At 64.7% G+C, this 24,789-nt stretch carries 18 protein-coding genes and 1 pseudogene; 8 read left to right on the forward strand and 11 right to left on the reverse strand.

Translation table 11 applies throughout. The features are described from left to right. The first annotated feature begins 266 nt into the window (after positions 1–266). From UAA55_RS00845 to spt, 3 genes are all read left to right on the forward strand, one after another. Complete coding sequence (locus UAA55_RS00845) at positions 267–1,394, forward strand: inositol-3-phosphate synthase (protein WP_322950776.1); 1,128 nt, start codon at positions 267–269, stop codon at positions 1,392–1,394. Positions 1,395–1,547: 153 nt separating this feature from the next. Next, positions 1,548–1,799, forward strand: coding sequence for an acyl carrier protein (locus UAA55_RS00850; RefSeq protein ID WP_322950777.1), 252 nt, complete (start codon positions 1,548–1,550; stop codon positions 1,797–1,799). A 3-nt stretch (positions 1,800–1,802) separates the two neighbouring features. Continuing rightward, complete coding sequence (gene spt, locus UAA55_RS00855; RefSeq protein ID WP_416235149.1) at positions 1,803–3,191, forward strand: serine palmitoyltransferase; 1,389 nt, start codon at positions 1,803–1,805, stop codon at positions 3,189–3,191. A gap of 223 nt (positions 3,192–3,414) precedes the next feature. Here spt and UAA55_RS00860 read toward each other — a convergent pair whose 3' ends face one another. The 11 genes and pseudogenes from UAA55_RS00860 to UAA55_RS00910 all read right to left on the reverse strand — a co-directional run. Next, positions 3,415–4,140, reverse strand: a complete 726-nt coding sequence (locus tag UAA55_RS00860) for an SDR family oxidoreductase (RefSeq protein ID WP_322950778.1) — start codon at positions 4,138–4,140, stop codon at positions 3,415–3,417. Positions 4,141–4,184: 44 nt separating this feature from the next. Further along, complete coding sequence (locus UAA55_RS00865) at positions 4,185–5,330, reverse strand: aromatic ring-hydroxylating oxygenase subunit alpha (protein ID WP_322950779.1); 1,146 nt, start codon at positions 5,328–5,330, stop codon at positions 4,185–4,187. A 55-nt stretch (positions 5,331–5,385) separates the two neighbouring features. Continuing rightward, a complete protein-coding gene (locus UAA55_RS00870; protein WP_322950780.1) occupies positions 5,386–6,522 on the reverse strand; it encodes a serine hydrolase domain-containing protein in 1,137 nt (378 codons plus the stop codon). Positions 6,523–6,529: 7 nt separating this feature from the next. Further along, positions 6,530–7,075, reverse strand: coding sequence for an ABC transporter permease (locus UAA55_RS00875; protein WP_322951908.1), 546 nt, complete (start codon positions 7,073–7,075; stop codon positions 6,530–6,532). Then, entirely contained in the window at positions 7,014–8,315 is a 1,302-nt protein-coding gene (locus tag UAA55_RS00880) for an FtsX-like permease family protein (RefSeq protein WP_322950781.1), read from the reverse strand. The genes UAA55_RS00875 and UAA55_RS00880 overlap by 62 nt, the downstream gene beginning before the upstream one ends. Beyond that, complete coding sequence (locus tag UAA55_RS00885) at positions 8,279–8,665, reverse strand: ABC transporter permease (protein WP_322950782.1); 387 nt, start codon at positions 8,663–8,665, stop codon at positions 8,279–8,281. The genes UAA55_RS00880 and UAA55_RS00885 overlap by 37 nt, the downstream gene beginning before the upstream one ends. Positions 8,666–9,037: 372 nt before the next feature. Further along, entirely contained in the window at positions 9,038–10,264 is a 1,227-nt protein-coding gene (locus tag UAA55_RS00890; RefSeq protein ID WP_322950783.1) for an MFS transporter, read from the reverse strand. 60 nt (positions 10,265–10,324) lie between these two features. Then, entirely contained in the window at positions 10,325–10,960 is a 636-nt protein-coding gene (locus UAA55_RS00895) for a DUF5825 family protein (RefSeq protein WP_322950784.1), read from the reverse strand. Positions 10,961–10,973: 13 nt separating this feature from the next. Further along, the gene (locus UAA55_RS00900; protein ID WP_322950785.1) at positions 10,974–12,830 is read right to left on the reverse strand and encodes a RiPP maturation radical SAM C-methyltransferase; all 1,857 of its coding nucleotides are present in this window, start codon (positions 12,828–12,830) and stop codon (positions 10,974–10,976) included. 190 nt (positions 12,831–13,020) lie between these two features. Continuing rightward, complete coding sequence (locus tag UAA55_RS00905) at positions 13,021–13,776, reverse strand: ferritin family protein (protein ID WP_322950786.1); 756 nt, start codon at positions 13,774–13,776, stop codon at positions 13,021–13,023. Positions 13,777–14,053: 277 nt separating this feature from the next. Continuing rightward, positions 14,054–14,262, reverse strand: a pseudogene (locus UAA55_RS00910) (IS66 family transposase); the annotation flags it as partial. Between the two features lie 783 nt (positions 14,263–15,045). Between UAA55_RS00910 and UAA55_RS00915 the strand changes: the two are divergent. Genes UAA55_RS00915 through UAA55_RS00935 form a run of 5 tightly spaced genes read left to right on the forward strand, consistent with a single transcriptional unit; the run spans position 15,046 to position 24,788 of the window. After that, entirely contained in the window at positions 15,046–19,134 is a 4,089-nt protein-coding gene (locus UAA55_RS00915) for an amino acid adenylation domain-containing protein (protein ID WP_322950787.1), read from the forward strand. Beyond that, complete coding sequence (locus UAA55_RS00920) at positions 19,125–19,799, forward strand: glycosyltransferase (protein WP_322950788.1); 675 nt, start codon at positions 19,125–19,127, stop codon at positions 19,797–19,799. Before UAA55_RS00915 ends, UAA55_RS00920 begins: the two co-directional genes overlap by 10 nt. Next, entirely contained in the window at positions 19,796–21,616 is a 1,821-nt protein-coding gene (locus tag UAA55_RS00925; RefSeq protein ID WP_322951909.1) for an efflux RND transporter periplasmic adaptor subunit, read from the forward strand. The genes UAA55_RS00920 and UAA55_RS00925 overlap by 4 nt, the downstream gene beginning before the upstream one ends. After that, complete coding sequence (locus UAA55_RS00930; protein WP_322950789.1) at positions 21,613–23,235, forward strand: efflux RND transporter permease subunit; 1,623 nt, start codon at positions 21,613–21,615, stop codon at positions 23,233–23,235. The genes UAA55_RS00925 and UAA55_RS00930 overlap by 4 nt, the downstream gene beginning before the upstream one ends. After that, on the forward strand, positions 23,214–24,788 hold the full coding sequence (locus UAA55_RS00935) for an efflux RND transporter permease subunit (protein ID WP_322950790.1): 1,575 nt from the start codon (positions 23,214–23,216) through the stop codon (positions 24,786–24,788). Before UAA55_RS00930 ends, UAA55_RS00935 begins: the two co-directional genes overlap by 22 nt. The last annotated feature ends 1 nt before the right edge of the window (position 24,789 follow it).

Below are 24,789 nucleotides of genomic sequence, written 5' to 3' on the forward strand. Positions count from 1 at the left end.
AGGGCGGAGGGGTGCCCGTTTCTTTCATAGGTGACAGCCGGATTCAATAGCGACGACCCCCACCGTTCCTCTCACCGGGCATGCTGAATGGCCGGTTGGAATCCGGCCCCGGCACACCGTTTATGGGGCTGCGGGCGGAAATGGCGCCGATATGGTGTGTCGGCCATCATTTCCGTCACAAAAGTGTGAGGGTGCTCACATCCTTTTGGCGCGCCTTGCCCGACTTTCATCTACTATTTTGCAACCAGCAACTCACAGGTTATGTCATGCAGAGGGCCAAAATCCGTATCGCCATCGCGGGCATCGGAAACTGTGCGAGCGCGCTGATCCAGGGCATTCATTACTACACCCCTGAGCGCTGCCGCGACGGCGTGGTCGGCCTGATGCATCGTGAGATCGGCGGCTTCCTGCCCTGCGACATCGCGGTCGTCGCCGCGTTCGACGTGGACGCGCGCAAGGTGGGCACCGACGTCCATCGCGCCATCTTCGCCAAGCCCAACTGCACCAAGGTTTTCCAGGCCGACATTCCCGACAGCGGCGTGACCGTCAAGATGGGCCAGGTGCTGGACGGCATCTCCGACCACATGGCGGACTATTCGGAAGACCGCACCTTCATGCGCGCCGACACGGCCGAGCTGAGCAAGGACGAGATCGTCGCCGAGCTGAAGCGCACCGGCGCCGAGGTCCTGCTGAACTACATGCCCGTGGGCTCCGAACAGGCCGCCCGCTTCTACGCGGAATGCGCGCTGGAGGCCGGCGTCGCCTTCATCAACAACATGCCGGTGTTCATCGCCAGCGACAAAGCCTTCGCCGACCGCTTCAAGGCCCGCAACCTGCCTATCATCGGCGACGACATCAAATCCCAGCTGGGCGCCACCATCACCCACCGCGTGCTGACTGACCTGTTCGCCAAGCGCGGCGTCAAGCTGCTGCGCACCTACCAGCTCAACACCGGCGGCAACACCGACTTCCTCAACATGAAGAACCAGCACCGCCTGGTCTCCAAGAAGAAGTCAAAGACCGAGGCCGTGCAGGCCGTCGCCCACAAGCGCATCGAGGACGACAACATCCACGTCGGCCCCAGCGACTACGTGCCCTGGCAGAACGACAACAAGCTGTGCTTCATCCGCATGGAGGGCCACCTGTTCGGCGACGTCCCCATGGATATCGAGCTGCGCCTCTCGGTCGAGGACTTGCCCAATTCCGCCGGCGTCGTCATCGACATGATCCGCTGCTGCAAGCTCGCCCTCGACAACGGCATCGGCGGCATCCTGGAAGGTCCCAGCGCCTATTTCTGCAAGCACCCCCCGGTCCAGTACACCGACGACATCGCCTACCAGATGACCGAGACCTTCATCCGCAGCACCACCCTGAAGCTCGCCGTCGCCAAATGAAGTGCCTCATCGTCGCAGCCGGGCAAGGAACCCGGCTGCGGCGCACAGGGCCTCCCCTCTACTCCCGTGCCGGACCATTGATCCTGATCACGGGCCGCCCAAGCGATCGAGTCCCTCGTAGCGTCCCCCCCATAACGTTTCCGATGCCAAGATATGCAGAACTCAGCAGAGCAGATCCGGTCGCTTGTCTTCGACGCCCTCCGCGCCTCGCTGGATAGACCTGTCGAATTATCGGATGATACGAACATCACCGAGGGCCTCGGTCTGGATTCGGTCGCCGTTATGGATTTCGTGATGGAGATCGAGGACGCGCTCGACATCTCCATCCCGCTGGACCGGATCGCCGAAGTGAAGACTGTCGGCGATCTTATCGCCGCGGCGCAGGACCTTAAGGGTGGCCGCTGACCCATGGCTCTTTTCGATAAGTTCGCGCCGCTGATGAGGCAGTTCGAGAGCCTGGAATCCACCGGCTACAACCCCTTCAACGTCAGCTTCGACCGGGTGCTCTCACCAACCGAGGGGATAATCGCCGGCCGGCGCATCCTGCTGCTGGGCACCAACAACTACCTGGGGCTGACCTACGACCCCGCCGTGATCGACGCCGCCGCCGCCGCGACCCGCAGCCTGGGCGCCGGCACCACCGGCTCGCGCGTCGCCAACGGCAGCTACGGCGGCCACCGCCAGCTGGAACGCCACCTGGCCGACTTCTACGGCCGGCGGCACTGCATGGTGTTCTCCACCGGCTACCAGGCCAACCTGGGCATCCTCTCCGCCCTGGCCGGCAAGGACGACCATCTGATCCTGGACGCCGACAGCCACGCCAGCATCTATGACGGCTCCCGCCTGGGCCACGCCCAGGTCACCCGCTTCCGCCACAACGACCCCGACGATCTCGACAACCGCCTGCGCCGCCTGGCCGACACCCCCGGCGACAAGGTCATCGTCGTCGAGGGCATCTATTCCATGCTGGGCGACACCGCCCCCCTGCGCGAGTTCGTCGAGGTCAAGCGCAAGTGGGGCGCCTACCTGGTGGTGGACGAGGCCCATTCCCTGGGCGTCCTGGGACGCACCGGGCGCGGCCTGGCCGAGGCCGCCGGCGTCGAGGACGAGGTCGACTTCGTCGTCGGCACCTTCTCCAAGAGCCTGGGCGGCATCGGCGGCTTCTGCGTCAGCGACATGGACGGCTTCGACATCCTGCGCGTCGCCAGCCGGCCCTACATGTTCACCGCCTCCCTGCCCCCGGCCGTGGTGGCGGCGGTGACGGAGGCGCTGAACCAGCTGCGCCACCGCCCGGCGCTGCGCCAGCAGCTGATGGACAACGCACGCCGCTTCCATGCCGGCCTCGGCGACCTGGGCTTCCATGTCGGGCCCGAGGCCAGCCCCGTCGTCTCCGCCATCATGCCCGATCCCAAGACCGCCTTCGCCTTCTGGACCCGCCTGCTCGAAGCCGGCCTCTACACCAACGTCAGCCTGCCTCCCGCCACGCCCAAGGGCCTCGCCCTGCTCCGCTCCAGCGTCAGCGCCGCCCACAGTCGAAGCCAGATCGACCACGCCCTCTCCCTGTTCGCAGACACTGGACGCCAACTGGGCCTTATCCCGGCCGAGCCGGCGATCCCCACCTGGGTCAAACGTCCCGCAGCGAACCTCGCCCACGCCGAGCCGCAGGACGCCCTCGCCATCGGCTTCCGCGGCCAACTGCTGGCGCGGCTGGCCGCCCCCAGCAAGGCGGTGGCAAAGTGCTATTCCGCCTTCCGCCGCCAGTCCCCCGGCCGCACGCGCATCGTGGGCGAGAAATAGGGTGCGCCTGAAAGCCTGGCGGGCCGGCCCTAATCCTCGAGCATGGTGGGGCCCCCGTCCAGACGCAGGTTGACCACGGGATCAACCGTGGGAGACGGCCCCGGGCCGGTGGCGTCCGCGGCGGCGGGCGTCCTCACGCAGAGGCCCGCCTGGGGTGAACCGCCATGAAGGCGAGGTTCCATCTGCTATTCGCATCCGATATGTGATGACGTGCAAATAATACTCAAACACCAAGATGATGTCCGCCATTTACCATTAAATTTACACCCGTGATAAATGCCGCTTTCTCGTCCGCCAGGAACATCACCGCGTGCGCGACCTCCTCGGGGGTGCCCAAGCGCCCGACAGGAATGTTCTGCCGGATACGGTCTAGAATCTTGTCCGGCACGTTTTTGATAAGGCCCGCGTCTATATAACCGGGCTCCACGACATTGGATGTGATGCCGAAGGGCGCGCCTTCCATGGCGATCGCTTTGGAAAGCCCATTAATCGCGGCCTTGGAGGCGACGTAATTGCTTACTCCAATAGCACCGGCCCTTCCAACGACCGACCCGATGTGGATAATTCTGCCGAACCGCCTTTCTTTCATCTTACCGAAGACGGACTTCGTCATATTGAAACAGCCGCCGGTGTTTGTCGCCATCACTTCGTTCCATTGTCGGGGCTGCATTCTCAGAAGCGAATTGTCCGAATTTATCCCCGCATTGTTGACCAAAATATCGCAATGCCCAATCTCGGCAGACAGCCTGCCCATCCCTTCCTCACAGGCCTCCGCCGACGACACGTCCCACCGCCGTATCAGACACCCGGTTTCATCGTTGAATCTTTGAGCCGCGTCGTCGTTGCGCGCATAAATGGCGACGACGACGTGTCCAGCCCTCGCAAGCGTCTTGCTTATTTCCGCGCCAATCCCGCGCGTTCCCCCAGTGACAACCGCAAGACGTGCCATTGCTTTCCCCATATGCCCGGCCCCATATGCCCGGATCGTCGGTATCAGATTTTTTCCACCGTATGACCGGCGAGCGCATCGACCAGCCATCGCTGCCACAGCCAACTGCCGCGTTCAGAGGAGGCGAAAGGGCCCGGTCGGGCTCCCCCTGCCCTCAGTCCGGCCCAAACCGTTTCGAAACTTTCCTGGTCTTCCCCCTCCACCCGGAGCACGCCGTTCCGCACGCCCAGGACCTGGGCTGCAAAATTGGGAAGTTCCTTCACAGCGGGATGCCCCAGAACCCACATGACGTTTGTGCAGCGGTCGTAGCCGTGGATCAACTGGTGCTGCCAGACGACGAAGTCGTCCGTGACCACGAAGATGTGGTTGGGAAATAAGTTATAGGACCAGCTTCCGTTGAAACCCGCCGGCACCCAGGCCGGCCGCTCACCGAACACGGGTTGAATGGCACCGCTGGCGGAAGGGAATTCCGATTTCACATAGGTCTTCAGATCGGAATAGAAGGCGGAATCCTGCGGCCTGACATAGGGGGCGACGGACTGCGCGTGGGGCCCGATCAGATGATAACTTTCCCCCTGGTTGTCGCAGACGATCTTCCAATTGTAGTTCCCCTCGAAGACTATGGGGTCGCACAGGGGCACCATGGCCCCGATATTCCAGGGATTGATTTGGCCGGAGATTTCGGCCGTCGTTTCGGCCAACGGCGGCGCCCTGCCATCCAGGTTCACCATGATCCAGCCGTGCCAGATTTCGCAGGCGAAACTCTGGAGATCCAGATCGCGCGCCAATTCTCCCTGAATTGCCATCAGCGGGGTGGCGATCAGCCGGCCCTCAAGATCGTAGACCCATTTGTGGTAGGGACATTGCAGGCGCGTCACGGTACCGGTTTCGCAGGTTATGAGGGAACCGCGGTGACTGCAGACGGGGGACAGCACGCGGATGGCGTCATGGCGCGCGCGGATGGCGATCAGCCGCTGCCCCAGCAGTTCGACGCAAAAGTGGTCCCCCACCTGGGCCAACTGGCTTTGCCTGCCGATACAAAGCCACTGGTTACGGAAAACCCGTTCCAGCTCAAGGTCAAAGACAGCGGGGTTGGTATAAAGGTCCGGCGACAGGGAGCGAGCGCCGGGCAATTCATTCCCCAATAAAATTCGCGAGCGCTTCACACTGTCGACAATGTCATGGCTCATGAACACCCCCGGTTCAAGTATTTTTCCTTTTGAAAATAGGAGAACGGCGCCACCCTTAATAGTCCAAGGCGGAATAGGACAGGAATTTTACCGATTCAATAATTTCACGGCTCTCATCCGGCCGCTGCATCATCAGAACACCGGCGATCCGGTTCGCCGGATCGCCCCAGAACGCCGTCCCCCAGCTGCCCCACCAACCGAACTCCCCCACCGCCGCAGGGGCCGTCGAGAGCCCAGGCTGGACGCGCGTGTAAACCCCCATGGCATAGCTGTAGGCGGGCTGCAAGGGAAAGCCCGGCTCCATCCTCAGACGGCCGATATGGTCGCTCAGCATGTAGCCCGCGGTGTGTCGGGAAATTATTCCAGGGTTTCGCCGCAGCGAGAGCACATGGTCGACCAGGCGCCCCCAGTCCTCCGCCGTCGACGTCAGTCCCTCGCCTCCTGACAGGAAGTCCTCCTGCTCGCCGCTGTCGCCCTCATGCGTCAAAATCTTGTGATGCCGGGGAATCTGCACCAGACGGTCCTGAGCCCTGGCGCCGGGACGGAAGCTGGTGCTTTCCAGACCCAGGGGTCCCAGCACGGTATCGGCGAAAACCGTATCCAGTGGCGCATCATGGATGATCTCGAGCACGGCCCCCAGGACATCGCTTCCCCAGCTGTATGCCCACCGGGTCCCAGGTTCGAACGCCAGTGGCAGGGTCGCCAAGCGCGCCGCCAGCTCCTGCGCCGTCAACGGGGTCTTGAAGTCGATGTCGAAATAAAGCCCCGCGTCCTTATAGTGCCGTGTCACGATCGGATGCCCCTGGCCATAGGTCATCCCGGAGGTGTGGGTCATCAGATCGTAGATCGTGATGGGTCTGCCCGCCGTGGAATAATGAACCTCTTGCCCGTCGTCACGCAGCACGCGCGGGTTGGCGAAGGCGGGAAGATAGCGGGCCAACGGCTCCAGCAGTCCCAACCGGCCGGCCTCCACCGTCCGCAGCACGGCGAGCGTGGTCACCAGCTTGGTCATCGACTTGACGCGGAACAGGGCGTCGGTCCGCATCGCCCGGCCGGTGTCCACATTGCTGAACCCATGGGCTTCGAAGAACAACGGCTCGCCATCGCGAGACAGTCGGAACACGGCTCCCGGCACATGCCCACTGGCGCATATGGTTCGTAAGTAGGTTCGCAGGCCGTCGAAGGCAGGCATGTCCGCCTCAGTCGTGGCGCAGCATGAGGATGGGCCGGGAGCGCGCCACCTTGAGCGTCTGCAGGCCGATGGCGGCGGCGGCCACCGCCAGCGCGGCCAGGCTGGCGCCAATGAAGGCGAGAACGGGGATGTCGATGCGATAAGCGAAACCATCCAGCCAATGGCGGGCCAAAACCCAGGCGACCGGCCAAGCCGCCAGATTGGACAGCAGCACCGGCTTGGAAAACTGCCAGGCCAGCAGGCCAAGGATGTCGCGGTTCCGCGCCCCCAGGACTTTGCGGATGGCGATTTCCTTGCGTTGCCGCTGGGCCGAGAAGGCCGCCATGGACACCAGGCCCAGGCACGACAGGACGATGGCGACGCCGGCGAAGATCCCAAGGGCCGCGGCTTCGCGCTCCTCACGGTTGTAGAGCGTGGCCAGCGTATCAGCCAGGAACTCGCGATTGGGCGGGGAATCCGAGATGCGGACCCTCCAGCTCTCGTCTATCGCCTCAAGGACCGATTTGGAGGCGCGCGCGTCCAGCCGGACCGTCAAGGCGGCGCCAGGTGTCATGCTCAAGGCGTACAATTCGTCGCGAATGGGCTGATGGATCGGCCGATACCGAATATTTGGAACGACGCCGACGATAAGGAAGGCCTTGGTCCCCGCGGGTCCGAATGGTCTGTCCCACCGCGCTCACCGGCGAGGAAAAGCCCAGGCGCGTGACGGCGGCCATGTTGATGACGGCCGGCTGAACGGGGAGTGCCGCCTCGGCCTGGTCCGCCGTCAAGGTCGCCGTCACCCGCCCGGCCGAGGGGGCGACGCCATAGGTGGCGAAGAAATCGGCATCCACGACGTGGTAACCGACCGCCACTGGCTTGGCCGCCCCCGGCAACGCGATCGATATATTGTCCTCGGCGGGGTCGAAGGGAACGGCCGAGGACAGGCTGGCGTCGGCCACACCCGGGATGCGGGCCATGGCCTCCTTCAACGCCAGGCCCACATGGGACCGGTTGGCATCGTCGGGAACCCGCAGGATGACGAGGTTGTCGGGTCTAAAGCCTAAATCCACGTTGCGCGCGAAATGAAGCTGCATGGAAACGGTCGCCGTGATGGCGATGAGGGCGATGGACACGGCGAACTGGCCGATCACCAGGAGGCTGCGGACCGAATTCGTGCGCCGCCGCCCGGCCTCACGATTCAAGGCCTGGGCCGGCTTGGTCCGGGAGACCGCCGCCGCCGGGTACCCCCCCGACACCAGCGCGGTGAAGGGCACCAGCAGGCCAACCCCAGCCCACAGGCGCCAATCGGTCAGACGCAGGGCGGCGGACTCCAGTCCCAGGCGGGCCGTCAAAGTCGGCCGGGCCAACTCGATGGCCACCAGACCGACGAAACAGCCGATCACGGTCAGCAACATGGCCTCAACCAGGAACTGGGCCATGACCTGGACGGCGGACGCGCCCAGGACCTTGCGCAACGCCACCTCGCGTGTCCGGACCATGGACCGGGCCATGGCCAGGTTCGCGAAGTTGATGGCGGCGATCGCCAGGATCAGCAGCGCCACCACCGTAAGCGCCAGCAGCGTGGCGCGGCTTTCCGGCGGCTTCATCGCACCGATCTCGCCACCATCGAAATGCACGTCCGTCACCGGGATCAAGCGGAAGCGGTAAAAGTCATGTGGGGCCCCCTTCAGAAGCCGGGTCAGCGACGACGGCAGCGTGCGATCAACGAAATCCGGCAGGCGCTCCTCGATGGACGCGGCGTCGGCCCCCGGCTTCAAGCGGACATAGGTGAAGAAATAGGATCCCCCCAATCGTCCGGTATGGCGCGAATCTCATCGGGCCCCGAAGCGAAATAGGCGTCGAACGGCACAATGACGTCAACGTCCATATGACTGGTTTCCGGCAGCGTCTCGAACACGGCCTGGACGATGAAGTCCCGGGCTTCCTGCAGGCGCACCGTGATGCGTTGGCCAACTACGTCACGCCGGCCGAAGTACTTCTCCGCCATGCGGACGCTGAGCGCGATGGAACCCGTTCCATCCAGCGCATCCGCGGCGGTGCCGGACACGAGGGGAAGGCGGGTCAGGCTCAGGAAGTTGGCATCCGCCACCAACACCTTTTGAGTGAAGGGCGTGCCATCGCGCAGAACGGTTCCCGGCACCGGGAAGGCGCGCGATATCCCCCCACCTCGGGAAAGGCCGCAGCCATCGCCTGCCGCATCGGGCCCGGGGCCCGCGCTATCTCCACCGCCTCGCGGCCAGGCGTCGTCTCCGTCGTATCCAACTGGAACAGGGTTTCATGGCCAGGCAGCCAACGGTCGTAGCTCAGCTCATGCGCGACGTGCAGCAGCAGGAAGCAGACGGACGCCATGCCGACGGAAAGGCCCAGGAGGTTGACGCCGGCAAAAAACCGTCCGCGAGAAGTGCGCGGATGCCGGTTTTCAAATAATGCTGCAGCATATCGTCTCCTTCAGTTCGGCCGGGGATGCCGCGCAGGTTCCGCCGTTACACGTCCAAGGGCGTCGCCGCCCGTCTCAATCCGACTGGGAAAGCTCGGCCGCCATCACGGCTTCGCCTTCCTTGCGACCAGTGGCGCCAGCCCACACGGTTAGCACCGATAAAGTCGACAGCACACAGCCGACGACGACGCCCCGCTCCGGGGAAAGCGTCGTCAGGCTGGCCATGACGCTGCCGGATATCATGGCGAAATATCCGAACACGGAGACCATGGATGCGGCGCGCCCCTGAAGGGTCGCGGGGGTGATGTTCTGCCGCATCGTGGTCAAGCCCACGCTGAAAACCGCGAAGGAGAAGCTGAACAGGGCCTCATAACCAAGCAGCAGCGGGACGGGAGGGCCGAACCGCGCGACCACCAGCAGCCAGGTGGCCGCAACGGATACGCAAAGGAAAAGCCGGGTCATCGCCCATAGCCCATGGGCCCGTGTCAGCCGCGGGGAGAGCATCGCCCCCAAGGTCGAGGCGATGTGGCCGCAGGCGAGCATCAGGCTGATCTGGGCGGGGCTGACCATCAGGACCCGGTAGGCGTAAACGAGGAAGAACGCCACGATGAACGCGCCGGCGAAACTGGATATGCCTTGGGCGGCCAGGAATTGGAGGAGGATAGGCCGCTCCCGCAACAGAAGGAGGAAGACCCCTGGCGTGTCCCGCTGGCCTGTCCCCTGGGGGGGCGCCTCGGCCTTGAGGCCGCCGGGACTCAGACGTAGGATCACGGCGGCGCGCACCAGCCGGAGGACGCCGTCGGCGGCCACGGCCCCGGCACCGGCGGCCAGGCCGATCAGCCGGCTGCAGACGAGTTGCCCGGTGGCTTCCGCCGCGGCGCGCGACACCGCCAATCGCGCATTCGCCTGATGCCGCCTGGGGGGCGGCAGCACGTCCGGTATGATGGTGGCGGCGGCAACCGCATAGAAACATCCGGCGGTGGCCGCGGTGATCAGCAGGGGATAAAGCGCCGCAGTCGTCAGGCCGCGCCGCAGCATGCCGACGACCAGGACGGCCGCAACCGCCGCCGCCGCCAGATCGGCCGCGACCATCAACCGCGTGGCCCCTTGCCGATCGGCGAAATGACCAGCGGCAAGCCCGAACAGGAAAGGGGGCAACCACTGGCTGAGATAGATCAGGCTTACCCCGCCGACGGACATGCCCATGACTTCGATGGCATAGGTCGGCACCGCTATGAGCGACAATTGCGCCCCGAAGCTGCCGGCGAAGTCACCGATCAAGAAGCGACGAAAGGTGGACACGGGCAGCATGTCCGGCGCGCGCGCGGAAGGGGGGGACCAGGACCGGAACATCGCTGCCCCTCAAATGGCGGTGAACGGCACAGGCCAATGCCGCATTCGGAAGGGCAAAGCCAACGCGGAGCCATGCAGGACAAGGACGAGTTTTTCCTCCACCAGTTCCGTCAGGGCGTCCTGTTCGGCGGCGTCGAAGCCATCCAGGGGGGCAACCGATTGACATTTGCGGAACGCACTTTCGTGCGCGGTCCCCTCAAGCAGGAACTCCGCGCCATTTTCGGGATCGCGGCGGTCCTTGATGAGGATGAAGTTCGGTCCGAAACGGCTGTAGCAGGTGCCGAACCGATGCAGCACATGCCAGCGGTCGAAGGCCCCGGCCTCTTTCCGGGGCGGCACGATATGGCATAACTGCGCCACCCGGCCGGCCAGTTCCGCGGCCGCCGGCCAATCGACCACCACGCCGCAGGCGGTGAAATCCCGCAGGCATTCGATCCAGCGGAGAGTCCTTTGGCTTTCTGCGGCATCGGCCGGCTCTGGCAACGAAGGGCCGGTCAATTTAGCGAAGGACAAGCCGCTCTGGCAGAACGCTTCGATCTCCCGCAGGGAGGGCGGCGGATCGTCCAGCAGCCGCAGGTGGAGCTCCCTGGCGGAGAGGGAGGGTGCCCCATCATCGGGGAAAAAGCCGTCGACGGGAGCAAGCATCGGTGTCGTCCCCTCAAGCCGCCAATCGAAGGCGGAACGGAATTGGCCGCGTCGCCAGGGCGATGACGACACCAGCGTCTTCGAAGACCAGCCCCTTGTCCAACCAGTCGCCGACCAGCGCATCCACCACCCCGCGCCCCTCCCCCATGGCGGCCGCCCTTTGGGCAAGGTCCTGCCGTTTCATGGGACGGTCCAGCAAGGCGTGAAGGTTCCGTTCAAGCCGGCTGGCCAGCATATGGTCGCGGGGGGGCCAGCCATGCCGACGATCTTCGATGAGGATGCCGTCCCGGCTCTCGGACCAAGTCAACGTGCTGCCCCGCAGATAAGCATCTTTCCAAGACACGACGGCCGCTTGCATGTCGTCGATCACGTCGTCTGCCACGCCATATTTCCCGTCGTCGAAGATGTAGACGATGTCCATCAACTCCGCTTCCGGCAGCCCGTACGCGATCGCATAGGGAAGGGCCGGGCGCCTTTCAACGAAGCCAAGAGACAGATCGTCGAAGAAGGGGCTGAAACGCTCAAGGGCCAACCGCGTGGCGCCCGATGGCGGCTGCAGATGGGCCAAAGCGGGAATCTGGTGTTGCACCGCCCGGTAATCCTGGTCCGTTTCACCGGGAAAGCCGGCCAGGATGTTCCAGGTCGTGGTGAGGTTCAGTTCCTCGCACTCGCGCAGAAGCCGCACATTCTGGGGACCGGTGATGCCTTTGCGCATCAGACGCAGCACGTTGGTCGACAGGCTTTCGATGCCGGGCTGGATGTGCCAGACACCGGCATCCCTCAGCGCCGTCAACTGGGCGCGGTTCAAGTTTCCTTTTATTTCGTAATGCAGGCGCACATCCCAGTTCTTAGCGCTCATTTCCGGTATGAACGTCTTGAGGTAGGACATCTCAAGAATATTATCGGCCAGAACGACATCAAGGGACCGGTGGCGCCGGACGAGGTATTCTATCTCCGCCATGAATTGGTCGGCGGGTTTGCTTCTGAAAGACATGCCCATTCCGTTAAGACCGCAGAAGGTGCAATGGTGTTTCTGTCCCCACCAGCATCCGCGGGCGGATTCGGCCACGATGTTCGGCTCGATGTGCCGGTTCATGGGCGAGGCCTGTATTTGATCGAAATAATGGTCGTGCATCGGCACGACGAAGTCCTCTCCTTGAGGCAGGGGGCCGGGTGGGTTGCTTGCCGTGTGCCCATCGCCCCGCCGCCAGCTCAGGCCCGCGACGTCTTCGGCCGGGATCTCCCCATCGACATGCCGCAGGAATTGCAAGTAGGAGTAATCGGCCTCTCCTGAGATCACGAAATCCAGGCAGGGGAAGTTCCGGTGAAGGGCCGGCCCCTGCACCCCGTCGCAATTCGCGCCGCCCATGATGGTGATGAGCGCGGGTCGAATTTCCTTCAGGCGCCGGGCAAGCGCGAGGCACGGGATGTTCTGCTGGAACACGCTGGACAGGCCAATGACGTCCACGTCCATTTGGGCGATCCGCTGCGCCATTTGGTCGATGAAGCCCGGGGCGTGGCTTTGGGCCTCCAAAGCCAATTCGAAACTGGCGGCGTCCCCCTGGAACGCGTCCCGATATCGGTCGACCTGATACTGGGATACGCCGTAGAGGGCGGAGGAGAATATCCATTCCCCCGTCGCCTGGAAAAAAAAGTCCTCGCCGAGAAGCGTGTACTTGTCCGGCGGTATACGGCCCCCGGTCGCCGTTTCCAGGTATTCCGCCCAAAGGATGTTGGCATACAGCGCCTCTGCCCGCCATGCCGGTGCGCCGTTCCGCGTCAGCTCAATTAACAGACCCGATGCCAGAGAAGGAAGGTGCAGGGAATGCCAGGGCATCACCACAAACAGAATTCGCTTCTCTTTGGACATCAAACACACTCCATCGTGTCACGAATTGTTTATGTGATGCCCTGGGTCAGGTTATTACTTCACAATTTGCCCTTCTTCTGGGCGATTTTGATCAATTTCTACTTACTGACCTTTTCCGGCGCCTCGGGCTGGGACGGCGGCTTAATGTACATCAGGCCGACTTTGCAACCCGGGGAAATTTCACGCTTCTTCATTGTCGAACTCCTTTCCAAATGCGTTGGAGGCGTGCTTGATGATTTTTCTCAAACACGTGGGCGATGTCGGCGGCAGGCGCTCCCGAAATCTCCGATAACCAGGTCATCAATTCAGAATTGACGAAACCGATCATGCGGATATTTGCTTCGCACCATTGAATTTCATTGAGAGCTTGCTCCGACAGTCCTTGATGCAAAGCAAATACAAGGTATTCAATACCTAAATTAATGTGCCTTACCTCATCTTTTAAAACATATTTATATATGTCATGAAGAGTATCGCCACGAAAAGCGCGCATTAAGAAGGAAAACTGATCGCTGGCGAACCCCTCCAGAGCGGTATGGACAAAAAAAAGCGCCTCTGGAGTACGGATGGAACTCAAATCATCGGAGATTTTTTTGATACTCTCCGTCGGAGGGGGCGGCTCCTCACCGAAATTGACATGTATGTAACGTGTAAAAACTTCGCTATGCTTCGCCTCATCCGATATTTGCAATGCCAACGCATAACGTGCCGGCAAGTCATCAATTTCCTGCAAAAGTCTCGCGCAAACAAATAGACCTATCTCTTCCGTGTAGGTTCCAGTACAAGCTATTTTATGCGCAAGCTCTCTTTTATTGCCCTTTAGGATACTTGGTTTTTCCCAGTCTATATCAACATCCGGCCGCCAAGTTGATTTAGACCTAGCCTTTTCGTACAGGCGAAGCCGTTCTGTGAAATCTCTTGCAGCACGGCCTCGTCCAAACTTCATGGTGCCCCCCGCGATAGAGGTGATTGCCATATATGTGGTTGCACATGCTATCCCGACAAAGTTTGCGCGGGATAAATTTATAGTCAATGAGTATTTTTTGGATCAAATCGCGTCTAGATCTTTGGCATACCTAGGTATGCTGAATGTTCGATCCAAGGCATCGCTGTAAAATAAGCGCCGCCTGATGGCCGCGTTGTAAAGGGGGGGCGATCCCCGAGCTTGGGTCAGGATGCTTGGTCAATATACCAGGGCAGCAGGTCGGTGATGCGAGTGATTGGCGTCTTCCGACGACCAAGGGTCTAACAGTCCGCTCCGCAGCGTTGTTGGAGAGTTCCAGCCGGCCACCGTCCGCATAGCGCGTCAGCGCGCCGCCCACAGCGAGCGGGCGTAGCGGATGGCCGCAGCCAGATCGCCTTTGCCGGGGATGCGCAGGAGCGCGACATCGAGGAAGACTGCCAGTTCATCCAGGGCCGGCCGGGCCTTGACCGGGCGGAGCGGGCGCTTCGCTGAGGCAAAGGCATCGGTTTCGGGCCGTCAACGAGTGGACTCTCCGCAAGCGGCGCGCGAAGGGGCAAGGTCCAGGACATACCCCCTCTGTACATGCCAGGGGGAACCCCACCCTTCTTTTGATAGGGGGTGTATTAAATAATAATGCAATCATGAAGGGCGCCTACGAATCCACTGGCGGCGGCGGATTGGGTGGATGCCAGGGAAATTTAAAAAAATTCCTCAATAATATGATATTGTTCCATATTTCTCGTATATCACCCAACGCGGACAGCAAGCCACTCCTCAGTCGGATTGCATTATAGATTTAAATTACATCAATTAGGCTGATTGACGCCGTCAACACTTCTCACTTGTTGCGGCTATGAAATTTTCTGAATAATCCGGTTAATCCGAACCGCCCCCACCAAGCCGGCCGGTCACAGAAAAAATCAAGCATCACCAATAACAAGAACGGCAAGCCCGCTATCCATTCTGCGGCTATCGCCTGGTGCGCAATCAAAGGGAACAAATCAGCGCTGTCTTCAGCGCTCGCCTCATCCTTTCCTTTTTTTGACGGGGTTGGACATGAACATACACCTATCTCCCGACGGCAAAATTCCGTCATCAGACGGCATCATCCACGGCAAAGACAATAATTCGAAAATTTTAAAAGAAATATATGACAGTTTAAAAATAGATCAGTCAGCGTACATTCCCGTCGGTATCACCGCAGAGCCCGGAAGCGCAGACATACGCGCCTTTGCCGCCGACCAGGGGGGCGTGGGCGCCAAGGATGCCAAGGATGCCAAGGATAAGGCGGCAGCCCCCTGCGAAGGGGTCAAAATACCGCTGACCACCGCGCAGCGGGGCCTGTGGTTCGGTGAAAAAATGGGCCGTGCCGGCACTGTGTTCAATCTGGGCGAGGCCATTGAGATCCACGGCCCGGTCAATCCCGCGCTTTTCCTGAAGGCCCTGCGCCAGCTGACCACCGAGGCTGAAACGATCCGCGTCAAGATCGTCGAGGACCAGGATGGCCCGGCCCAGATCATCCGCCCCACCTTTGACGACGTCTTCCCCTATATCGACGTCAGTGACCAGCCCGACCCGCGCCTGGCGGCGGAACGCTGGATGATGGAAGAGCTGAATTGCCCGGTCGATTTCGACCGCGACCCGCTCTGGGTCTCAGCGCTTTTCAAAGCCGCCGATGACCGCTTCTTCTGGTACCACCGCGCCCACCACATCATGCTGGACGGGTTCACGGGCGGCATGGTGGCGCGCCGCGTCGCCGAAATCTACAGCGCCTACGTGGAAGGTCGCGAGCCCGCGCCCCACGGCTTCCTGCCCTTGGTCGGGCTGGTGGACCATGAGGCCGCCTATCGCGCCTCAGACCGGCTGGAAAAGGACCGGGCGTTCTGGACCGAGCGGCTGGCCAACCTGCCCGACGCCGTTTCATTGGCCAAGCGCCGGGTGCAGGGCCCCAATGGGCTGTTCCGCCAGACGGTGCACCTGTCCCCGTTGACCAGCACGCGCCTGCACGAGATCGCCAAGGGCGCGTCCGCCAGCCTTCCCCAAATCCTGATCTCCCTGGCCGCCGCGTTCTACTACCGCTCCACCGGAGCGGCGGACCTTGTGTTCGGGCTGCCGGTGACGGCCCGGCCCAACGGGCAGTTGCGGCGCACGCCGGGCATGGTCGCCAATGCCGTGACCATCCGCCTGGACATGTCCCCGGATCTGACGCTGGAGGAATTGGTCCAGCAGGTGTCCGGCGTGATGCGCCAGACCCTGCGGCATCAACAGTACCGGTATGAGGATCTGCGGCGGGACATGGGGCTGGTGGGCCATAATCAGCAGATCGCGTGGATGAGCGTGAACATCGAGCCGTTCGACTACGATCTGCGCTTCGGCGGCCATCCCGCCACCACGCACAACCTGTCCAACGGATCGGTCGAGGATCTGACCATCTTCATCTACGACCGCGACGACGGCCGCGGGCTGCGTGTGGATTTCGACGCCAACCCCGCCTTGTACACCCGGGACGAGCTGGCACGGCACCAGGCCCGCTTCCTGCGCCTGGTGGATACCATCATGGAGGACCCCACCCTGCGCATCGGCCGCATCGACCTGCTGTCGGCGGACGAGCGGCGGCAGGTCCTGACCGACTGGAACGCGACAACCCAGCCCCCCTCATCCGCCAAGCTGACCGAATGGTTCGAGGCCCAGGCCGCCGCGACGCCCGACGCCCCGGCCATCGGCTTCGCGGGCGAGGTCGTTTCCTACCGCGTCCTGAACGCCGCCGCCAACGCCTGGGCGCGGGCCCTGATTCAGCATGGCATCGGCCCCGGCCAATTGGTGGCGGTGGCGACCCAGCGTAGCGCCCTGTTGCCGGTCGCCTTGCTGGCCGTGCTGAAAACGGGGGCCGCCTATGTGCCGATCGATCCGGACATGCCGGCCGCCCGTCTGGCCTTGGTGTTCGAGGATGCCCAACCCGCCGCCCTGCTTACCACGCCGGACGTCGCGCCCGGCCTGCCGGACAGCGCCATTCCCCGCCTTATGGTGGATCTGCCGCCCGATGGCGTGGACCTGGACTGGCTCAACTCCCTGGACCCGACGCAGCGGGAACGGCGGCGCCCGTCGCGGGCCTCCGATCCCGCCTACGTCATCTTCACGTCGGGATCGACCGGACGGCCCAAGGGCGTCGCCGTGTCCCAGGGGAACATCGTGAACTTCCTCTCTGCCATGAAGGCGGCGTTCCCGTTGACCCCACGGGATCGCCTGATGGCCGTCACCACGGTGTCCTTCGACATCGCCGCGCTCGAACTGTTCCTGCCCCTGCTGGCGGGCGCGCGTATCGACATCGCCCCCCGCGCCGTCGTGCGGGACGCCCCCGCCCTGGCCCAGGCGATGCGTATGGCCGGCACCACCATCATGCAGGCCACGCCGTCCCTCTGGCAAAGCCTGGTGGAACAGGCGTCGGACATCTTCCCCGGTTTGCGCGTGCTGGTGGGTGGCGAGGCCCTTCCCCCCTCCCTGGCCCAGGCCATGATGGATCGCGGGGCCGTCGTCACCAACCTGTACGGCCCCACCGAAACCACGGTGTGGTCCACCGCGCGGACGCTGAATTGGGCGGACCTGGATGCCCCGCCCATCGGCGGGCCCATCTGGAACACCCAGGTCTATGTCCTGGATCCGGCCCTGCAACCGGCGCCCGTCGGGGTGGCGGGCGACCTGTACATCGCCGGCGACGGTGTCGCCATCGGCTATCTGAACCGCCCCGGCCTGACAGCCGACCGCTTCGTCGCCAACCCGTTCGGCCCGCCGGGAAGCTGTTTCTACCGCACCGGCGACCTGGCCCGTTGGCGTGAAGACGGCATGCTGGAGTTCCTGGGCCGAACCGACCACCAGATCAAAATTCGTGGCTTCCGCGTCGAACTGGGGGAAGTCGAGGCCGCGCTGGCGGCCTGCCCCGGCGTGGCGCGGGCCGTGGTCGCGGCTTGGGACGATCCCTCGTCGGGCGCGAAGCGGCTGGTGGGGTATGTCGTCCCGGCGATGGAGACCTCCCTGGATGCGGCGGTCCTGCGGCGCGATCTGGCCGGGCGGCTGCCCGATTACATGATCCCGGCGCTTTTCGTGACGCTGGACGACCTGCCCCTGACGGCGAACGGCAAGGTCGACCGCCGCGCGCTGCCGGCACCCGAACGCGCTGCCGTGTCCAGCTATGCCGAGCCACGGACAGCCACCGAACAAGCCCTGACCATTCTTTGGGCCAAGGAATTGGGCGTGCAGCGCGTGGGAATCCACGACAATTTCTTCGATCTGGGCGGGGACTCCCTGATGGCCACCCGCCTGCTGACCCGCATACAGAACATCTTCCCCGGCAAGATATCGCTGGGCACCTTGTTCGAGGGGGCGACCATCGCCGAACTGGCGGCCCAGCTGGAACACAATTCCACCGGCGATCCGCTGGGCGTCCTGCTGCCCTTGCGCACGCAGGGCCAGGGCGCGCCGCTGTTCTGCGTCCACCCCGTGGTCGGCTTGGGCTGGGCCTATGCCGGACTGCTGCGCCACATCGGCCCCGAGCATCCCGTCTACGCCCTGCAGGCTCGGGGATTGGCGGACGATGCCCCCCTGCCCCGGTCGGTGGAGGAGATGGCGGACGAATACCTGACGCACATCCGGCGGGTGCAGCCGCACGGTCCCTATCACCTGCTGGGCTGGTCTTTCGGCGGACTGGTGGCGGTGGCGATCGCCCACAAGCTGCAACGCGCGGGGGAAAAAATCGAGCTGCTGTCGCTGCTTGACGCCTACCCCTTCGTGCAGAACCACGCCGGCCAGGAGCCGTCCGAAGCGGAACTGGCCACCGCGGCGCTGGGCTTCTTGGGATACAGCCCCACGGACGTGGCCGGCACGGGGGAAGATCGTCTCTTGGACATGGCCGCCGTCGCCGATTTCCTGTGTCGTGAATACGACGTGCTATCCATGCCGCTGGTCGAACAGATGAGGCAGGAAAACAAGGACATCGTCTCATCGGTCCTGAGGGTCATCCAGAACAACCTGACCATCGCGCGGAAGTTCAAGCCCCAACCACTGAACACCGGCCTGCTGTTCTTCAGGGCCACCCACCTGACCGGCCCGTCGCTGAAGGGCCTGCTGATGCATGAGACCGAGGCGTGGACCCCCCACGTGCGCGGCCCCATCCAGGAACACCGCCTGGCCTGCCACCACCAGGCCATGATGGACCCGGCGCCGTTGGAGGAAATCGCCCGCATCGTGACCCGTGAATTGGCCGCCGGCGGGAAGGAGCCCCCCGTCCCCGGCCCTTCCGGTCACCGCATGACGCGGCAGGAATTCGAGGTCGTCCCGTGCGCGTGACCATCTTCACCGTCGGCACCCAGGGCGACATCCGTCCCTTCATCGCCCTGGGGCGCGGCCTGACGGAGGCGGGCCATGCCGTCCGCGTCGCCACCGGCCAAGCGTTCCAGCCCATGATCACGGGGGCCGGGCTGGACTTCGCCCCCCTGGCCCCCGACTTCCGCCACCTTATGAGCAGCGAACCGGACACGATGAACCGAGCGCTGAACCCCCTGGTGGTGGCCCGAACGGCCCGCCGCCGTTTCAGGGAAGCGGCGGCACCCTGGGTGGAGGCCGGACTGGCCGCCGCCCGGAACAGCGATCTGATCATCGCCAGCGGCATCGTCACGCGCCTGGCCACCGCCGTGGCGGAGGCAACCGGGACCGCGTACGTGCAGGCGCAGCTGTTGCCCATGACACCGGCGCCCGACCTGCCGCCCATGATGCTGACGCCCCCCGCCGGCCCCTGCCCGGCATCGTCAACCTGGCGCTTTATCACGCGCTGCGCTTCGCCACATGGCAGGTCATGGCGCCGGCCATCAACGAGGTCCGCAAGCGCCTCGGCCTGCGCGCCCTTCCCTGGTACGGGCCCTACTTCGACGACGCCACCAACAACCGCATCCTGTACGGCTTCAGCGCCCATGTGGTGCCCAAGCCCAAGTCCTGGGGCGAGGGGGAGGTGGTGACGGGTTATTGGCACCATGACGAGGCCGACTCATGGACTCCGCCCGCCGACCTGGAACGCTTCCTGGCGGACGGTCCCCGGCCGATCTACCTCGGCTTCGGCAGCATGTTGAGCCATGACGCGGAATCCTTCACCCGCACCGTCATGCGCGCCCTGGCGCTCAGCGGCCAGCGGGCCGTCCTCGCCCGGGGGTGGGGCGGCCTGGCGCCGCCGCCGGACCTTGACGACCGCGTCCTGGTCATAGACCACGCACCGCACGATTGGCTTTTCCCGCGCGTGGCCCTGGCCGTGCACCATGGCGGCGCCGGCACCACGGCGGCGGCCCTGCGCGCCGGCATTCCGTCGGTCGTCGTTCCCTTTTTCGGCGACCAGCCCTTCTGGGGATGGCGCCTGAACCAGTTGGGGGTGGCGCCACCGGCCCTGCCCCGCGCCCGTCTGACGGCCGAAACCTTGAGCGGCGCCATCACCGCCGCCAGGGGGGATGCCATGCGGCGGCGGGCCGAGGCCCTGGGCCGGCAATTGCGGACCGAGGACGGCGTGGGGCGGGCGATCCAGACCCTGAACGGCTGGGGATTGTTATCGGACCGCCGGCCTGGAAGCCGGAAGGGCGATGCCCAAAAGGGCAACGCGCCGTTGCCGCCGCGCCGGCTTATCGACGCCGCGGGGGCTGCGGCCCTGGTGTTGACATTGTCGTTGCCCGGGATCGCCATGCCCCCGATATCCGCCGGGGCGCGGGCGGCGGAGGCGTTCGGCGAGCCCGCCGTTCCCGTCGTGGTGGCCCCCGTCCGCGCGGAGGACGTTCCGCTGTATCTGGGCGGGATCGGGTCGGTTCAGGCCTACAATACCGTTGCCATCCGCAGCCGCATCGATGGGCAGCTCATGGACCTGCGCTTCCGGGAAGGCCAGGAGGTGGCGAAGGGCGCGGTGCTGGCGATTCTGGACCGCCGCCCGCTGGAAGCGAACCTCAAGCAGGCCGTGGCCACCCTGGCCAAGGACCAGTCGCAACTGATGAACGCGCAGGCGGATTTGGCGCGGTACCAGGGCATGAAGGAATATGCCAGCCGCAAGACCCTGGATACGCAACAGGCGCAGGTGGCGCAGTACCAGGCGCAGGTGACCGCCGACGAGGCGCAGGTCGACTATGCCCGGGCGCAGTTGGACTACGCCACCATCACATCCCCCATCGCCGGGCGAACCGGCATTCGCCAGATCGACCCGGGGAACATCGTCCATGCCGGGGACACGGCCCCCATCGTCACGGTCACCCAGTTGCACCCCATCTCGGTCATCTTCACCGTGAACGCCGACGACCTGCCGGCGTTCAACCTTGGCTCCTCCGGGGGCCCTTCCGGACAGCCTGCCGCCCTGCCGGTCCAAGCCTATGCCAAGGACAACAAGACCTTGCTGGCGGATGGCAAGCTGGAGCTGGTGGACAACCAGATCGACCAAAGCACCGGCACCGTGAAGCTGAAGGCAAGCTTCCCCAATGAGGACAATCGGCTGTGGCCCGGGCAGTTCGTCAACGCCCGCGTTCGCGTGTCGGTTCGCCGGGGCGGTCTGACGGTCCCGGCCACCGCCGTCCAGCAGGGGCCGGCGGGCGCCTATGTCTGGGTGGTGTCCGCCGAAGGCCGGGCCGCCATGGCGCCGGTCATCGTGGTGCGAACGGACGAAGGGCGCGCCCTGATCGACACGGGCTTGACCGCCGGCCAACTGGTTGTGACCGACGGGCAGTACAACCTGAAGCCCGGAGCCCGTGTGGCGGCGCAGCCGCCAAGGTCGGCCGACGGTCGCTCCGGAACGGGGGCCGGGCCGGCATGAACGTTTCGGGCCCCTTTATTCGGCGACCGATCGCGACCACCCTGCTGGTGGTGGGGGTCCTGCTGCTGGGGTGCCTGGGATATCGCCTGCTGCCGGTGGCGGCGTTGCCGTCGGTGGACCTGCCCACCATCCAGGTTTCGGCGCAGTTGCCCGGGGCGGGCCCGGACGTCATGGCCTCATCGGTGACGACGCCGCTGGAACGCCCGCTGGGCGCCATTTCCGGCCTTACGGGCATGAATTCGATCAGCGCCTATGGCACCAGCCTGATCACCCTGCAGTTCAGTCCCGGCCGCGACATCGACGCCGCCGCCCAGGACGTGCAGGCGGCGCTCAATGGTGCCGCGGGCCTGCTGCCCCTCTCGTTGATGCCCAGCCGCCCCAGCTACAGCAAGGTCAACCCGGCCGACACGCCGATCCTGATCCTGGCGCTGACCTCCGACGCCCTGCCCCTGAACACGGTGGGCGATTACGCCGACACGGTGCTGTCCCAAAAGCTGTCGCAGATCAAGGGCGTGGGCCTGGTGACCCTGGAGGGGGGCCAGAAGCGCGCGGTGCGGCTGCAGGTGAACCCCACGGCGCTGAGCGGCCTGGGGCTGTCGCTGGCGGATGTCAGAACCGCCATCGCGGCGACGACCGCCGATCTGCCCAAGGGCAGTCTGGACGGCCCCCGCCAGTCATACCAGATCGACGCCGACGACCAGCTGTTCGACGCCGCCGCCTATCAGGACACCATCATCGCCTACAGCGACGGGGCGCCCGTCCGCGTGCGCGACGTGGCCCGGGCCGTCGACGGGGTGGAAAACGACACGCTTGCCGGCTGGTACAACGGCAAGCCGGCCATCATCCTGGACATCCGCCGGCAGCCGGGCGCCAACATCATCGACACGGTCGCGGCCATCCGCAAACAGATGCCGCAGTTGCAGGCCGCCCTGCCACCATCGATCGGCATCGCCGTCGTGGCCGACCGCACGGAAACGATCCGCGCCTCGATCGCGGAGGTGCAGACGACCCTGGTGGTCACCATCGCCCTGGTGGTGATGGTGATCTTCATCTTCCTGCGCAAGTTCTGGGCGACGGTCATCCCCAGCGTCACCCTGCCCGTCTCGCTGATCGCCACCTTCGGTGTCATGGCCATCGCGGGTTTCAGCATCGACAACCTGTCCCTGATGGCTCTGACCATCGCGTCCGGCTTCGTCGTGGACGACGCCATCGTCATGATCGAGAACATCGTGCGGCATATGGAGGCGGGGCATCCGCCGCTGCACGCGGCGCTCAAGGGCGCCCGCCAGATCGGCTTCACCATCGTTTCCCTGACCGTCTCCCTGGTGGCCGTCTTCATTCCCCTGCTGTTGATGGGGGGCATCATCGGCCGGCTGTTCCGCGAGTTCGCGGTGACGCTGAGCGCCGCCATCATCATCTCCGCCCTGGTGTCGCTGACGCTGACACCGATGATGTGCGCCCGGCTGTTGACAGGGGGGCCGTCCGACGGGCGCCCTGCCGATGTCCCTGCCGCCGATGGCCGTCCCAACGCCCTGTTCCGGTGGAGCGAGGGCGTCTTCACCCGCGCGGTCGGGGGTATGAGCGGGGGCTGCTGTGGGTGTTCCGGCACCGGCGGCTGACCCTGGCGGCAACCCTGGCGATGCTGGCGGGGGCCGGCCTGCTCTACGGCGTGGTGCCCAAGGGCTTCCTGCCGCAACAGGATACGGGCCTGATCATCGGCGTGATGGACGCCGCGCCGGGCATGTCCTTTTCCGCCCTGTCCGACCGGCAGCGCCAGATCGCCGACATCCTGGGGCGCGACCCGGCGGTGGCGGCCGTCGCCGCCGTGACGGGCGGCGGCTCGTTGAACACCAGCGGCAATGCCGGACGCCTTTTCATCGGCCTGAAACCGCGCGGCGAGCGGCCGGCGGCGGATGCCGTGGCGCGGCGCCTGGCGGCCGCCACCGCGGGCGTCGGCAACGTGCGGCTGCACCTGCAACCGGCCCAGGACATCCAGGTGGACGACCGCGCGGCGCGCGCGGGCCATGTCCTGACCCTGCACGGGGCCGACCGGTCGGACCTGGCCACCTGGGCGCCCCGGCTGGTCCAGGCCATGGAACGCCGGCCGGAGCTGGCGGACGTGGCGGGGGAACCTCTGGGTGGCGCCCCGCAAGCCCGGCTGCGCATCAACCGCGACGCCGCCGCCCGCGCCGGCGTCAGCCTGCAGGCCATCGACGACGCGCTTTACGACGCCTTCGGCCAGCGGCAGATCGCCACCGTCTATGGCCAGCAAAACCAATACCATGTGATCCTGGAGGTTGATCCCCGGTTCCGCGATGGTCCCGCCACCTTCCAGCTTCTGCGCCTCAGGTCGGCGTCGGGGGAGATGGTGCCGCTGTCGGCCCTGGCCACGGTGGAGATGGGGGACGCGCCGCCAGCCTTGATCCATGAGGGCCTGTTCCCGGCGACCACCATCGCCTTCAACATCGGTGATGGATACGCCCTGGACCAGGCGCTGAAGGCGCTGGACCAGGCCATCGGCGTCGTTGGGCTGCCCGCCACCATCACCACCAGCCTATCCGGCGTGGCGGGTGAGTTCCGCGGCTCGCTGGGCAGTCAGGCCGGCCTGGTCCTGGCGGCGCTGGTCACCGTCTACATCGTGCTGGGCGTCCTGTACGAAAGCTACATCCACCCGGTGACCATCCTGTCCACCCTGCCCTCGGCCGGCGTGGGCGCCCTGCTGGCACTGATGATGACCGGTCACGACCTGAACCTGATCTCGCTCATCGGCATCGTGCTCCTGATCGGCATCGTCAAGAAGAACGCGATCATGATGATCGACTTCGCGCTGGAGGCGCAGCGTGGCGGGCTGTCCGCCCAGGCGGCCATCCATCAGGCCTGCCTTCAACGCTTCCGGCCCATCATGATGACGACCCTGGCGGCCCTGCTGAGCGCCCTGCCCCTGGCGTTGGCCGACGGGACGGGGGCGGAGTTGCGGCAGCCGCTGGGCATCGCCATCGTCGGCGGGCTGGTGGTTTCCCAGGTCTTGACGCTCTACTCCACCCCGGTCGTGTACCTGGCCTTCGAAAGGGTCAGGGAGGCGTTTGGACGCAAGCCAAAAGGGCGGCGGCGGGACGGTGGCAGGCCCCCCATGCCTGCGCGCCCGGCGCCCGCGCGGCAAGTGGCGGAGTAGC

Origin of the sequence: Nitrospirillum guanabarense, from assembly GCF_034653355.1 — a bacterium.
Classification (GTDB): domain Bacteria; phylum Pseudomonadota; class Alphaproteobacteria; order Azospirillales; family Azospirillaceae; genus Nitrospirillum.